The sequence below is a fragment of the Caballeronia arationis genome, assembly GCF_001544975.2.
GTDB lineage: Bacteria > Pseudomonadota > Gammaproteobacteria > Burkholderiales > Burkholderiaceae > Caballeronia > Caballeronia arationis.
This window is the reverse complement of sequence record NZ_FCOG02000160.1, coordinates 1-12,360: the sequence shown is the minus strand read 5'-3', so window position 1 is coordinate 12,360 and position 12,360 is coordinate 1. Positions and strand designations below refer to the sequence as shown.

Here is a 12,360-nt window from a genome sequence, read left to right as displayed (position 1 = left end):
CGACAGAAATCGCGCTTTATCATGCACTTGGAAAACTACCCGAGCCTCCGTCGACCCACAGTTTTTACTGACGAACCCTTTTTTTATTCCGTCGACAAATAACATAGAAACCACGAAATGAAAAAGATTCTGGCCACTCTCTCGATTCTGTCGTTGATGTTCTTCGGCTGCGCAGCATACGCACAGACGTCGAGCGGCACTTCAGCAGCGAACGCATCCACGCAGGCAGCAGCACAAGGTGGCACGGTAGTGTTTGCACCGGTCAGCAATCCCGGTGGCATTCAGTATTCGGCGAGCAGCGCGATTCCCGCGGGTCTCGTCGCTGGCCTGCAAACCTGCTCGGGCTCTAGCTCTATCGGCGGCTCCGGCCGGATGATTAGCTTGTCCTTCGGTTCCACCTGGAAAGACGAGGACTGCCAGGCCGGTAACTTCGGTCAGCTTCTCTGGAATCAAGGTCAGCGCGGAGCAGCCATCGGTGTCCTGTGCTCGCGTGAGGTTATCCGTTACGCAATTGCGACCACGGGCGGCATCGCCTATCAACGTAAGGATGGTGTGACGGTGCACCGTGCTTGCCCGATGCGTCCGGAGGAATGGAAGAAAGCTGGCGAGCCGCTCCTCGATCCGATTTCGGGTACCCCGATGTCGGACGAAGAACTGAACCCGCCGGTTCGTGTGGTGGCCGCACCTGACACGGTTGGCCCGTTGACTGACGACCAGCAGAAGAAGCTGCTCGACAAGCTCTCGGCAGACCAGAAGTCGCAGCTCGCAAAGATGGCTCGCATCGAGTCCATCGAGCAAACGGCTCAACAACTGGGCGCGGCGCAGACCGTCGCCACGAAGTAATGGTAAGGGCGGGGAGGCAGACGCTTCTCCACTCTTTTTTTCTTAGGGAGAGGGATGCTGCCACACCCCAAACTCGTGATCCTCGATCTGGGGGAAGTCAGGAAGTGCTTCAACGATTTCATCGGTGACGCGCAAATCGATGCAGACTTCAATGAAGCATTTTCAGTGCCCCCACCTACCCCTATCAGTAACGCGTGGAGCTTGACATGACTGTTTTGAAATGGACCGGGGTCATTTACTTGATCCTGAGCGCTGTGTCTCTGTTGGGTACGTTCTTTGTGCTGCTCTACGAGGATTACAAGCTATACCGTGATCCACTGCGACGAGCGACCAGTAAGATCGGCTACAACTTGAAGTGGAATGGAATCGGATGGATGCTGCTGCTCGGATGTCTTCCGATCCTCAACCTGATCGTCCTGTTCTTTTTCTCCCTGCCGATCTGGGTGGATGCGCTCACCGAATGGTTTCACAATCGCTGCGCAAGTCAGAGCGCGTCGAATAAATAGTCTTTACTCGGAAAACAAGATGGATACACCCTGCAAAGCCAATCGCGGCAAACATGGCTGCGAACAAATCGTGACAGACGGCGGTGTCGAAAACTCCGGATTCTGTGGCGACTGCTTTTACCCGACGATCGTCGAAGACCACGAGAAGTTCCACCAACTCACGAAGGAAGGCTACTCTCGCACGCAAGCCGCCCTGATGTCTGGACTCTCCGATCCGGAAGAGTTCGCTGAGAACCATGCGCATCGCATGGGAACCGCCCCCATCACGTCGGTCACTCAGGACGAGGACGGATGTGAGGAAGAGCTCCAGGACGAGCTCACAAGCGAAATCCTCGATCGCATGGAAGACGATTCACAGGAGCCGGCATGAGTCAAGAACGAAAGGAGTGCGCGGACTGCTGTGGTTGGGCAAGGCGCGCGCGCCAAATGCCCGGGAAAGACCGCTGCCCCTTCCACCACTACAAGCCAGCGAAGTAAGTCAAATACAATTACAGGAGAGGCGAGTCAAAGAAACTCGCCCGATAAAAAATGGCTTCTCCGACCTACCCTTACAACATGCGAGTGTCGGTCACGCTCTCGACCGGCACCCGTGAATTGCTCCGCGAATACTTTCAGTTTAACTCGGAGCACTTCGATCGTGAGGCTGTACTCAACGATGGGCGTCAACAGTTCTTGGCTTTGCTCCAGGAACGTCTCAAACGCGATGCGGGCTTGAATCAGCGAATCGGACACGTTCGTTATCGAATCCGCGGCTCTGATCTCCGTGCTCTGTAATTCGTCTGGCTTCTGCGGATAGGCGCGCCCTGTCTGCTTTATGCCGTCTTGTATCGACAACACTAAGGATAACGAAACATGAAGGCCTTTGCTTTTGCAATCGCGGTGCTGCTCATGGTGGCATCGATTTCGGCTCGTGCCGACGGTCCGCTGGACGGCTACGATGATGGTGCCCCGCCTGCAATCGCTCGCACGCTCTCCCCCAACGAGTACGTGATCAATGCGGACGGCGCGTCGGAAGATCCCGACCACCGCATGAGTGACGTGGCGCGTGCCTATCGCAATGGCGTGATCGCAGGCCGGCAGGAAGAAGTCGCGAGACAGCGACGCATCATCGCTGAGCAGAACGCGCGCAACGACGCAACCACGGACTATGTGCAGGCTAATCCGCCGTTGCCTCTGTACCAGCAACCGTCCGTTCAGTACGTGCAACAACAACCTCAACCGATGTATGTTCCGGTGCCTTCCCAACAGTACGTCTACGCACCGCCTCCCGCGCCGCGCATCGTAGTGAGCGTGGGTATCCCATTCTATCGGGCGCTGCCAACCGGTCAGTGGCCGCAAGGCTACCGACCCGTGTGGCCGCATCGACAAGATCGTGGATGGTGAAAACGAGAGAGTCAGCGCGCAAGCCTGACTCTTTTTTTTGTCCGTTCTACCGGTTCAGGGAAGTTCTTACGCACCCCAGTAATCGTCTGGTTGTACCCAACAAGGGTTACGAAGACTGGTGCCAAATCTGAGGAAATAACAATGAATATAGCAGTAGACGGGAAGTACCCCGATTCGCAGTACTTGGAGCTATCCCCCATCCTCGCCGCGATCCTCGAAGACATCGAGAACCGCAACATCCCGTACTTCGCCCCGACTGTGACCGTTCCGGATGCTACCGATCCGGGCTCGGCCTATGCCCTCGCTGTCTACGATCGTTTCGCGCGCATGATCCTGCACCGCATCGATGTTGAAGCCGGCATGCTGGAGTTGCGCTTCGGCGTCGGCGGCCGTCAGTACGGTCCCGCTCGCATCTTCGGCCGAATGGTCGTCCCCGCCAATCAGACTGCCCTTCTTTCCTTCCTCGCGACCCAGTTCATCAACAAGCAACTGAACGAGCTGAACCTCACTGGCTGGAGTTTGAACAGGTTCAACACATTCTATCCGGAAGTGGTCGAGGACGACTCCTACGCAGACGTGCTGCGCGTGTTCGCGCGCGATGTGCTGCGCATCCCCGAGTTTTCGTTTGTGTCAGGTCAGAACGTGGTGAACGCGCACTAGACGCGTCAATGCACACATACAGGCCAATACGAGGCTGCTTGATTCTTACTGAACAGAAGGAGCGCAGCATGAACTCGATTCAACTGGATCTCGACCACATATCACGTACTTGGACAGCGGAGGATCGTCAACGGCTCATGGACTAACGGAGGTAGTCATGCCAGACGAAAAAGACAAGATCCGCCATCCCGACGCCTTCATTCTGGATATAGGCGAGGCCGTTGCCGCGTACGAGAAGCAGGTAAAGCCGATCGGAGATTCGGTCCAGACAGATGTCAGCAAGGTCGTGAACTACATCACGGATCAGATCTCGTCCAGAGATTACGACGAGACCGAACTGTATGACGGCGTCTCCGAGATCGAGTACCGAATGCAAGACGCAGGCGTTCGGTCCAATGTCATCACCTGCTTCACCGATGCCGCGATGAAGTTGGGCACGACGATCGTCAAACAGCTCAACAACTTCGGACTCTACGACCCGAACGATGGTCGGTTCGACTTCTACTTTGCAGGCTGGGCGACTGAGAAGTCGGCCGTCTTCCGACGTCGGGAAGAACCAGAGGGAATGATGATGTGGATGTACCGAGACGGACCGCCTCCGCAGCAGGGTCAGCCAACCGACGAAGAAGAAGACAGCGACGAAGAAGACGACGAATCCGAGAAAAACTAACCACCCATCAACACGGGGGCGCTCTGGCCAGCGCCCCTTTTCTTTTCAAGCTACGAGGACAACGATGTCTAAGCGAGTAACGCCCGGCGCGTTGTGCCGGATCATTGGCTCGGCCAACGGGCCCAGGGGTGTTTCGGTTGGTCGCATCTGTCGTGCGAAGTTTCTTTACACGGATCGCCCGCCGCATTCGCTGTGGGGCGAGATCTGGCGTGTGGTGTCAGCCGATGGCGGAGAGTTAATCTCCGAGCACGGCGGAATCGGGATGGAAGTGGATTGTGCAGAGGACTGGTTGGAGCTCGTCGATGAGGATCCGAATGACAGCCTGCGCGAAACGGAAAAGGAGCTCGTGCATGAATGAGCGACACCTGTTCCGCATCAGGATCGCGCGCGCGGATGCACCCGATCTTTTCTTCATCAACGTGATGAGCCCGTCGAGGGCGCTCACCACGGTAGCGGAGGACGCGCAGCTCTTTTCGAGCGAGACCTCCGCAATGACGATGGCGCACGGGATCGTCACGGCACAAGGCGGCGACGGAAGCTTCTTCTTTCGTCTGCGTCCGATGCTTTTCACGTTCGGCGCCCAGCGCGAGTGCGAACGCGCTGACGTCACGGTGGAATTCGCCCGGAAGTTCTCAAACGGGAAGGTCGGCGCATGGAACACGAATCGGCGCGGCGGTCTGATCGTCAAGAACCCCCGCCTGGCCATGGCGGCGTAACAGTCAACAACTTAAACAACTCTAACAAGCAGTACGAGGACAAGCATGAGCATTAAGAGCGATGCGTGGATCAAGCGCATGTGCAGCGCACCCGATGGTGTGATTCTGAACGGGTTCACTTCGATTTACCTTCACAAGACGGATGATGGAGAATGGGTGACGCGCGATAACGGCGTGGCAGCCGAGCACTACAGCGGTGAGCTTGTGCTGCTGACGCCGGACGAGAAGAAGACCTGGATGCAGGTTCACGGTGCGATGATCGAGCCGTTCGAGTCGGGACAAGTGCGAAGCAAGGTCACGTCCACTCCGGGACTGGTCGGTAGCGATGCGTCGATCGTCACGCACGTCGAGTCGAAGATCATCAGCTATGGGACCAGCAGTTACGGCTACGACGTGCGCCTGGGAACGAAATTCAAGATCTTCTCGAACATCAACAGTGCCGTCATCGACCCTCTCGCGATGAGTGACGCATGCTACGTCGACTATGAAGGGGAGACTTGCGTGATTCCCCCCAACAGTTACGTGCTTGGTCACACGGTTGAGACATTTCGTCTTCCGCGCGATGTGCTCGCGATCTGTGTGGGCAAATCCACTTACGCTCGCGCGGGATGCGCGATTAATGTCACTCCAATCGAGCCGGGCTTTGTTGGCCAGGTTGTCATCGAAATTGCCAACCAGACGCCGCTACCGATGAAAGTGCATGGAAACCAGGGAATCGCACAGTTCTTGTTTCTGCAAAGCGACGAGCAATGTGACGTTTCCTACGAGGACCGCGCTGGCAAGTATCAGAACCAGAGAGGCATAACAACGGCCAAAGTCTGAAATGAACAGCAAACACGGGTTGTCAAAGTCTCAGGAGTACAATGCATGGAGTTCGATGAAAGCTCGGTGCAATAATCCGAAAGAACCCGGCTACCCTCGCTACGGTGGCCGTGGAATCCGTGTCTGTTTACGGTGGCTTCTGTCGTTCGAGAACTTCTACACGGACATGGGGCCAAAACCCGGCCCCGAATACTCGCTCGATCGCCGCGATGTAAATGGTGACTATGACAAATTCAACTGTCGATGGGCAACAGCTGAAGTGCAGGCGAACAATCGAAGGGTCAACGTCTATTACGGTTTTAATGGCCAGCGTATGACTGCCCCGCAGATTGCGCGTGAAGTCGGAATGAACAAGCACACGCTCAAGGATCGGCTCGATAGCGGACTTCCTGTTACTGAAGCCATTTCAAAGCAGCTTAAGGAAACTCCGCGTCTCGTCACCCATAACGGAAAGACCCAGAGCATCTTGGCGTGGTCGACAGAAACTGGTTTGCCGTATGGCACCCTGAAGCGTCGCTTTAGTGAATACGGGATGTCACCGGAGGAAGCCCTGAGCCTACCTGTCAACAGTCCGGAACGGATTTTCTATACGCACAACGGTCTGAGTCGGTCGGTAGCTGATTGGTCGAGGCAATCAGGCGTGCCGTTCAGCGTACTTAATCAGCGCCTGAAAACCCACAACTGGCCGATCGATAGAGCTCTCGAAACTCCCGTGGCACCTCGAACGAAGCGCGAGCCGATCGTGTACGACTTCCCGGATGCTGACGAGGAAGCAGTGTCTTTTGATTTAATTTAATGCATCGTGACTAGACAACACTTCTATCAATCGCGGAAGCCTGCACCGCGCCTGCCTTCGATTATTCGGCACTCGAAAGCGGACGAACTGAAACTGAAGCTGATTCCTCACCAACATCTGCAAGCCATCATCGATGGTCGGGGCGGAAAGCCGGAGTTTGCATCCATCGCGTTCCGTGTAGTGGTCGGCGCTGCATTGACGGAGTTTGCTGACAATCGAGGACCGCTGGATGAGGTGTTCAAGGCAGCGATCGATAGTCTCATCCTGGTCGGGGAGCGATACCAGCGACTGGCGACGTTCGGCACGAGCGGTGACGAACTGCAAACCCTGAAGGCAGCGCTGAACCTTGCGGACGACCTGCAGGAAGTCTGCACTCGCCGCCAGCAGGCGGAGATGTACACGACCGTGCGTCAGTTCATCGGCAGTTTCGATCTCACGATGCGCAACCTGCAGGGCGTGAGAAAGAATTATGGAGAACGCGATGTGGCGGTATGACGTTGAAGAAAAGATGCCGTAATACGACGCCCCTTGCTGGGCGTTTCGCTACTTCCAGACAAAATGTAATCCATCGTTGCAGTGGTCGACCGACTGAAGATAGGCCGCGAAACGAGGTCCGCGAGCTTACAAAGCAATCAGAACCCTTTAGTATCATTCGAGGGACTTGAGGCTGCTTTGGGAGCCGGCACACTGACAGGCATCACCTTGCTCGGTGATTGATCGGGCGATGAGGACGCATTGGCCTTTCCAGAATGGCCAGCGCCCCATTTCTGAAGATCTGCTCGATCCTCGGCATCACCTTGTTCAGCATGCACTGGCGGCGCAAGGAGGGCGACAAGAAACAATGATGTAAGTAGCTTCATATTGGCCGCCGTTGATATCAATCCAGCTCATTCTTTATAGCTCGAATAAGCAATTAGTGCGAGCCCGAAATGCGCCAAGGCCGGGGTGCATAAAAGTACGTCCCGAGATTACCTCAGCAGGCTTCGTAGATGACCGTCGGCGTCGCGGCGGCTGCTCGAAGAAAACAGGAAACTGAAGGAAGAAAAAGCAAAATGAAATACATCGTTGCAGTGGTCGACGGGGCTGAGTCGATCTTCGTGTTCCCGCGCGACGTGGACCACGATCGCATGAAGGAAGCCATTGAATGCATTCGCTTCGGCTCTGAACGTAACTGGCGTCGCAAGTTCCGCGACGGCGAAGTCATCTCGGCGGGCTTCGTCGATGACGGTCGCTGTCACGGCCGCAGCGAAACGCTGGACCTCGACTCCCGCAAGGATCTGGACACAGTCCTCCTTCGGGGCATCAAGACCAAAGGTCCCGGCTCGTTCACACCAATCGGCAAGGTCGTGCACAGCGCACCGAACGACAACCACGAGCGGAGTGCGTCCGTCGATACGTACGGCCCCTCCGATCTGGAACATGTCGCGGCCGGCACGGTTCTCTTCACCAACGGATTGATCGACAGCGATCAGCAAACTGCTTGACTCTCGGCCTTCGACTCCGCATCGAGTCGAAGGCTCCTATTCCGTCCGTTATTTACGACGAGGAGCAAAGCTATGGCAGTGCGTTACCCCGACGCAGTGATTCTCGATTTGCGGCAGCCGATTAGTGAATACGAAAAGGAAGTCAAGAACCTCGATGCCTTGCTGGACACCGACCCCGCCTCGATGGTGAGTTGGCTGTCCTGCTACATCGATGATTGTGCCCACGCCGACGATCAGGTCGACAACGCAGTGATGGACATCATCAACTCGGACACCGAGGTCCCTGAGAAGGTCATGGGGCAGTTCTCAGACGCGGCATTAGGCCTCGGTTTAGCGATGGTCGACGAGCTGCGACAAAAAGGAATCTTCACGCCCGAGGAAGGCAGATTCCCGTACAGCTACGTGGGTCTGATTGGGAAGTCAGTGATCTTTCGGAGAATCAAGGAGGAAGGGTGAGTTATTTCGCGAAGGAAGAGAAGGAGCCGAAGAAGCTCGAGTGGGGCGAGTCCCCGTTCGACAACATGACGCGCGAGGAGCTGATCCGTCACTGCCAGCGTCTCTACATGGCGACGCAACGTCTGCATGACGTCGCGGATGTCTTTCGCACGAATCACACTGAGAACCCATTCTGGGTGAGTGGTCGAGGCGCGCGTGCGTTCGAGATGGGGCAACAGGCGCTCGGCGCGGTAACGACCGGGTTTGATGGGGAGAGCTGGCGCGTGCGAAATCAGTTTCGCTTGATTGAGTTGTAGTTCCTTTACGGCCCACCGTCTCGGTGGGCCGTTTTCTTGCCTCAGCTACGTGCAAAGGACGGACCTGCTGTCCGCCCCAGACGACGGTCCGCGGAGAGGTGTGATGGTCGGGACGCCAACGGCTATTGCGCCGCGGTACTCACCCGAGCATCTGCACGATACCATCTGGTGGATCCATCTGGAGGTGCGGAATTGAGCCTTGCCTCGAACTCGGGAGTGCAGCCATCTCTGTCGAACATCGAATTCTTGACGAGTTCCGTGTGCCCCGCATGCGTCATGAGCACACGACAAGCGGAGTCTGTGTTTGGGTTAAACGCCGTGTCGGTCATCATTCCGTTGCTCTTTTTGTGAAAGCAACTGTAGAGTTTTATTAATTTGTTACCTCCCGTGAAAATGTGTCCATCGCTGCACCAAAGCGGTCCGTTCCGGCGTTCGAGTGCGATAACGGTGTAGTCCTTTTCCTCAGAAAGACTCACCGCGCTGTCAACCACTCGCGCCGCGTTGATCGCAGTCTCAGTCTTACTTGGAGGGCGTTCACAACACTGTCCGACGAGGGTTCCGTTAAGCGATTTCTCCACGGCTGTGTCATCCAGCTTCTCGAAAACCGGCGCCGTGGTCCCCACATAGGTCAACACGATGGCCGGAAGGATCGACGCCTTAACCATTGCGTCCGACTTCCAATCTACCGTCCAGGTGTCATGGAAGATGGCCATGGCTTGCATGCCGGGAATCTTTGAAACACCCACCATTGCTGGATTTGATTCGTTAAAAAATGCCGTGTTGTCCTTGAGTCCAACCGCCGGAATCCTAGGATCAACCTTGGCCATATCGACTACAAAGTTGCCCTTGTCATCCGTTCCAAGGATTGCACCCTCGGGCAGCGGCACGCAGTGGGTTGCAGTGGCGCTTATGCAATATGCTTCGGTCCCTTCGGAGGCTCTCGGATCTAATTCATGCTTCGTGTACTCCTTGAAGCCATCTTGGACGACGACCATAGCGCCCGCCATCAAGAAAGCCTCCTTAACGGCTTTTTCGTCGCCACCCGCAGCCGCAACAGCGAGCCCGCCAATGGCTCCGGTTACCACTGCCTTTTTAGCTGTATCAGTAATTGCTCCGGCCGCTCCGTAGGCACTCGCAGTTGCTCCCGAAAGAATGCCCACACGAAGCGCGAGGCTCGGGTCGCCTGTTTGATGATATGCCAGCCAAGTCGCGTACGCGGCCGCACCACCGGGCCCACCATAAGTGTTAGCCGCGATTTGCCCGACACCTCTGAGATAGGCGCTTTCGAGCACCGCCTCTGAGGCGCTGTGCTCGGAGACCTGCACGGGGCTTAAGGCCAAGTGCCATACCGCGTCCACTACTTTGCCTTCGCGGAATCTCCGCTCCGCCGCACGAGCGCTGTCGAGCGCACCTTCGGCTTCGTGTTGGACCGCATGTTCGATTGCGTGGACAGTATTGCCCAACTCACGCCCGAACCGACCACGTTCGTCGTTCGCGTCTTTGGTTGCTTTCGTAATATTCGCCACTCCGTCCTTTATGGCGATATCCAACGTATTTTTCGTGTCGTCAAAGGCTTTGTGGATTGTATTCCCTATGTCGGAGACTGCTGTTTCGAACGTCGTCACGACGAGTCTTGGCGCGTCTCCCACTGCCTTGCCGAAATCCTTGATCGCCGGAGGGAGAACGCATTGATCTTTCGGCATGCACCAACAGCCGACGATGCAAAACTCATATTGGCAGTCAGGGCAAGCCAGGACGGTAAATGGCAGGAATATCCCACCAAAAAACGACGCGAGCTTAATTGCCGTCTTTCTCACTGAGGCCATGACGATTTCCTCAAAGAGCTGCGTGAAATCAATGCTCGGCACGCAGTGCATCGTATTCTTTCATGCGATTCGGCAACGTTTCTTTAACCTGCTAAAACACGAACGCCCCGGCGTCCGGCGTGTCACCCGCCGTGACTTGCACGCCCTCTTTGCTCTTCGACGATTCCGGACGACTACTGCCTTCTTTTGCTTGCGAAGAGGTGCTGGCAAGCGCAAGACCAAAAACCAGCGTGTACAAAAGGAAAGACGTGGTCAGATATCTCATATCAGTCGCTCCGGCCGAAGGACTCGGAATTTGATAATTCTAGGAGGCGGGCACTCTAACTGCATAGAATTTTTGAAGCACGCTCCTAAGCCCGCGAACTTTATGATCAGAAGAAAGATCACAGAGCCAACAAAGCACGAAGGCGCCGCAGACTGTCGGAGGATCGCCTTTCTTGCATTGGCGTCATTCTTAAAGGCAGCTCAAGAAACAATTGCTTTGGGCAATACGACAGTGGTACGCGTGAACATGTTCCGCAACTTCTTCCGGTTTGCTGGGGATCTGCTGTTCGAGGATCGACCCGGCCTGGAGATTCACTCGCGCTGGGTCGCCTGCCCGAAGTGCGGTCACGTTCTGGGTGCCGGCCAAGGAGTCGCTGCGCTTCGACGGAGTGGAGTGCAAGGAGGTCATTCCGAACACCACCTGCGACGGGATGCTCAGACCGATAGAATGGGCGGATCTCACTCCGGTAGTCAAGAAGGTGCAGCACGCCGATCAATCGATTTTGGTTTTCTTATAGGGTCGCATCCCTATTAGTTTCACGGGAAACGCTTACTAACTACGCAAAAGAAATAAAAGGGACGGAGCATTGACCGCCCTCTTTCGATCGAGTAATGTCGTAAAATCAGCAAGTTACAGGGAGATCAAACCATGGCAACCCCAACTGTGGAAGACGTCTCGATCGACACGCTGGGTGCACCGATGCGTGACCTCGTTGACGGAATGCACACCGGCAACGTCAAGGTGCTTCGGGAGAAGGACGGCACCCCGCGCGCGGTTGTCATAGACGCCGAGATGTTCGAGAAGCTCACGCATCGGGAGGCCTACGTCAGTCCGTTCACGGTGGACGACGTCATCGCGGCCCTGGAGTCGATTCGCGATCACGGGACCGTCTCGGAAGAGGAAGTGCGCCGCAGCTCTGACGCTCGGATGGAGCGGCTTCGAAAACGGTCTGCAGAGGCGCTCGCTAAGGGATGAGAAAGATTGATTTCGCTTTAACGTACGTCCCATCCCTAGACGAAATTGCGGAGTTCCTGTTGGACCAAGACCCGGTGTCTGCACCCGATAGAATGCTCGCACTGGAAACCGAGATCGAAGAATTCAAACCGCTCGTACTCGACCGACCGCACTTGGTGAAAGCGTACGAACCCCCTTCTTCGAGAAAGAAGGAGATACGCGAAAAGAACCAGAAGCAGAAGGAACTCCTCGATCAACTGAACTTCGACAGCGTGCGAGAAAACGTGATGGAACATCACTCGCTTCTCTACGGTGTGTCGGAGACAAAGATCACGTTCATCGCGGTCAAGCACCATCGGCAGGCGCACTATTCGCTAACCGTACCGGAAGTTTAAAATCTGCAACGCCATAAATCAGGGGACCCGATGGTCCCCTTTTTTTATTCCAGATCATCTCAGACGCATATCACCAACACGGTACATCGACCTCGATGTTTCGTGAACACGCACAGACGGCATAAAAGCAAAGGGGACTTGCGCCCCCTATGCCAAAAGCTACTGCATCAGCTCGAGAGTGCCGAGTTCTTGCGCCTTTCTTACGGTCTCGTCTTGGCGTTCGTGAGCGCCGATCCAGTTCTCGGTAATCCGATCCGGCTCGCTTAGTTGGCTTCGCGCGCCAGTCTC

General features: G+C 55.8%; 18 protein-coding genes. 16 read left to right on the top strand and 2 right to left on the bottom strand.

What is annotated here, in order from left to right:
* The first annotated feature begins 117 nt into the window (after positions 1 to 117).
* The 14 genes from AWB81_RS36810 to AWB81_RS36740 all read left to right on the top strand — a co-directional run bounded on the left by AWB81_RS36810 (position 118) and on the right by AWB81_RS36740 (position 8,632).
* A complete protein-coding gene (locus AWB81_RS36810; RefSeq protein WP_062642808.1) occupies positions 118 to 843 on the top strand; it encodes a hypothetical protein in 726 nt (241 codons plus the stop codon).
* Positions 844 to 1,049: 206 nt separating this feature from the next.
* Positions 1,050 to 1,349 carry a hypothetical protein gene (locus AWB81_RS36805; RefSeq protein ID WP_062642805.1) on the top strand — a complete coding sequence of 100 codons (300 nt, stop codon included), beginning with the start codon at positions 1,050 to 1,052 and terminating at the stop codon, positions 1,347 to 1,349.
* A gap of 19 nt (positions 1,350 to 1,368) precedes the next feature.
* The gene (locus AWB81_RS36800) at positions 1,369 to 1,719 is read left to right on the top strand and encodes a hypothetical protein (RefSeq protein WP_062642803.1); all 351 of its coding nucleotides are present in this window, start codon (positions 1,369 to 1,371) and stop codon (positions 1,717 to 1,719) included.
* A gap of 482 nt (positions 1,720 to 2,201) precedes the next feature.
* Positions 2,202 to 2,732 (top strand): hypothetical protein, encoded by a 531-nt coding sequence (locus AWB81_RS36790; RefSeq protein WP_062642799.1) that lies wholly within the window; start codon positions 2,202 to 2,204, stop codon positions 2,730 to 2,732.
* A 141-nt stretch (positions 2,733 to 2,873) separates the two neighbouring features.
* A complete protein-coding gene (locus AWB81_RS36785; protein ID WP_062642797.1) occupies positions 2,874 to 3,392 on the top strand; it encodes a hypothetical protein in 519 nt (172 codons plus the stop codon).
* A 157-nt stretch (positions 3,393 to 3,549) separates the two neighbouring features.
* Positions 3,550 to 4,062: a hypothetical protein gene (locus AWB81_RS36780; protein WP_062642795.1), complete on the top strand. Its 513-nt coding sequence runs from the start codon at positions 3,550 to 3,552 to the stop codon at positions 4,060 to 4,062.
* Positions 4,063 to 4,126: 64 nt separating this feature from the next.
* Entirely contained in the window at positions 4,127 to 4,420 is a 294-nt protein-coding gene (locus AWB81_RS36775; protein ID WP_062642793.1) for a hypothetical protein, read from the top strand.
* The gene (locus AWB81_RS36770) at positions 4,413 to 4,778 is read left to right on the top strand and encodes a hypothetical protein (RefSeq protein WP_062642790.1); all 366 of its coding nucleotides are present in this window, start codon (positions 4,413 to 4,415) and stop codon (positions 4,776 to 4,778) included. The genes AWB81_RS36775 and AWB81_RS36770 overlap by 8 nt, the downstream gene beginning before the upstream one ends.
* Positions 4,779 to 5,015: 237 nt before the next feature.
* Positions 5,016 to 5,600 (top strand): dCTP deaminase, encoded by a 585-nt coding sequence (gene dcd, locus AWB81_RS36765; protein WP_062642809.1) that lies wholly within the window; start codon positions 5,016 to 5,018, stop codon positions 5,598 to 5,600.
* Position 5,601: 1 nt separating this feature from the next.
* A complete protein-coding gene (locus AWB81_RS45215; RefSeq protein ID WP_144444294.1) occupies positions 5,602 to 6,396 on the top strand; it encodes a hypothetical protein in 795 nt (264 codons plus the stop codon).
* A 180-nt stretch (positions 6,397 to 6,576) separates the two neighbouring features.
* On the top strand, positions 6,577 to 6,891 hold the full coding sequence (locus tag AWB81_RS45210) for a hypothetical protein (protein ID WP_144444293.1): 315 nt from the start codon (positions 6,577 to 6,579) through the stop codon (positions 6,889 to 6,891).
* Between the two features lie 494 nt (positions 6,892 to 7,385).
* Positions 7,386 to 7,880: a hypothetical protein gene (locus tag AWB81_RS36750; RefSeq protein WP_144444292.1), complete on the top strand. Its 495-nt coding sequence runs from the start codon at positions 7,386 to 7,388 to the stop codon at positions 7,878 to 7,880.
* A gap of 72 nt (positions 7,881 to 7,952) precedes the next feature.
* Positions 7,953 to 8,336: a hypothetical protein gene (locus AWB81_RS36745; RefSeq protein WP_062642781.1), complete on the top strand. Its 384-nt coding sequence runs from the start codon at positions 7,953 to 7,955 to the stop codon at positions 8,334 to 8,336.
* The gene (locus tag AWB81_RS36740) at positions 8,333 to 8,632 is read left to right on the top strand and encodes a hypothetical protein (protein WP_062642778.1); all 300 of its coding nucleotides are present in this window, start codon (positions 8,333 to 8,335) and stop codon (positions 8,630 to 8,632) included. The genes AWB81_RS36745 and AWB81_RS36740 overlap by 4 nt, the downstream gene beginning before the upstream one ends.
* Positions 8,633 to 8,754: 122 nt before the next feature.
* On the opposite strand, the gene AWB81_RS36735 is transcribed toward AWB81_RS36740, so the two are convergent.
* Both AWB81_RS36735 and AWB81_RS46050 read right to left on the bottom strand, forming a co-directional pair.
* The gene (locus AWB81_RS36735; RefSeq protein WP_144444291.1) at positions 8,755 to 10,500 is read right to left on the bottom strand and encodes a hypothetical protein; all 1,746 of its coding nucleotides are present in this window, start codon (positions 10,498 to 10,500) and stop codon (positions 8,755 to 8,757) included.
* Positions 10,501 to 10,549: 49 nt separating this feature from the next.
* Complete coding sequence (locus tag AWB81_RS46050) at positions 10,550 to 10,723, bottom strand: hypothetical protein (protein ID WP_159938997.1); 174 nt, start codon at positions 10,721 to 10,723, stop codon at positions 10,550 to 10,552.
* A gap of 648 nt (positions 10,724 to 11,371) precedes the next feature.
* Here AWB81_RS46050 and AWB81_RS36725 point away from each other — a divergent pair.
* The gene (locus AWB81_RS36725; RefSeq protein WP_062642771.1) at positions 11,372 to 11,698 is read left to right on the top strand and encodes a hypothetical protein; all 327 of its coding nucleotides are present in this window, start codon (positions 11,372 to 11,374) and stop codon (positions 11,696 to 11,698) included.
* Positions 11,695 to 12,072 (top strand): hypothetical protein, encoded by a 378-nt coding sequence (locus tag AWB81_RS36720; RefSeq protein ID WP_144444290.1) that lies wholly within the window; start codon positions 11,695 to 11,697, stop codon positions 12,070 to 12,072. The genes AWB81_RS36725 and AWB81_RS36720 overlap by 4 nt, the downstream gene beginning before the upstream one ends.
* Positions 12,073 to 12,360: the final 288 nt, after the last annotated feature.

Coding starts and splice junctions, on each gene's coding strand:
- AWB81_RS36810 (WP_062642808.1), top strand. CDS start 118: ATGAAAAAGATTCTGGCCACTCTCTCGATTCTGTCGTTGATGTTCTTC.
- AWB81_RS36805 (WP_062642805.1), top strand. CDS start 1,050: ATGACTGTTTTGAAATGGACCGGGGTCATTTACTTGATCCTGAGCGCT.
- AWB81_RS36800 (WP_062642803.1), top strand. CDS start 1,369: ATGGATACACCCTGCAAAGCCAATCGCGGCAAACATGGCTGCGAACAA.
- AWB81_RS36790 (WP_062642799.1), top strand. CDS start 2,202: ATGAAGGCCTTTGCTTTTGCAATCGCGGTGCTGCTCATGGTGGCATCG.
- AWB81_RS36785 (WP_062642797.1), top strand. CDS start 2,874: ATGAATATAGCAGTAGACGGGAAGTACCCCGATTCGCAGTACTTGGAG.
- AWB81_RS36780 (WP_062642795.1), top strand. CDS start 3,550: ATGCCAGACGAAAAAGACAAGATCCGCCATCCCGACGCCTTCATTCTG.
- AWB81_RS36775 (WP_062642793.1), top strand. CDS start 4,127: ATGTCTAAGCGAGTAACGCCCGGCGCGTTGTGCCGGATCATTGGCTCG.
- AWB81_RS36770 (WP_062642790.1), top strand. CDS start 4,413: ATGAATGAGCGACACCTGTTCCGCATCAGGATCGCGCGCGCGGATGCA.
- dcd (WP_062642809.1), top strand. CDS start 5,016: ATGCAGGTTCACGGTGCGATGATCGAGCCGTTCGAGTCGGGACAAGTG.
- AWB81_RS45215 (WP_144444294.1), top strand. CDS start 5,602: ATGAACAGCAAACACGGGTTGTCAAAGTCTCAGGAGTACAATGCATGG.
- AWB81_RS36750 (WP_144444292.1), top strand. CDS start 7,386: ATGACCGTCGGCGTCGCGGCGGCTGCTCGAAGAAAACAGGAAACTGAA.
- AWB81_RS36745 (WP_062642781.1), top strand. CDS start 7,953: ATGGCAGTGCGTTACCCCGACGCAGTGATTCTCGATTTGCGGCAGCCG.
- AWB81_RS46050 (WP_159938997.1), bottom strand. CDS start 10,723: ATGAGATATCTGACCACGTCTTTCCTTTTGTACACGCTGGTTTTTGGT.
- AWB81_RS36725 (WP_062642771.1), top strand. CDS start 11,372: ATGGCAACCCCAACTGTGGAAGACGTCTCGATCGACACGCTGGGTGCA.
- AWB81_RS36720 (WP_144444290.1), top strand. CDS start 11,695: ATGAGAAAGATTGATTTCGCTTTAACGTACGTCCCATCCCTAGACGAA.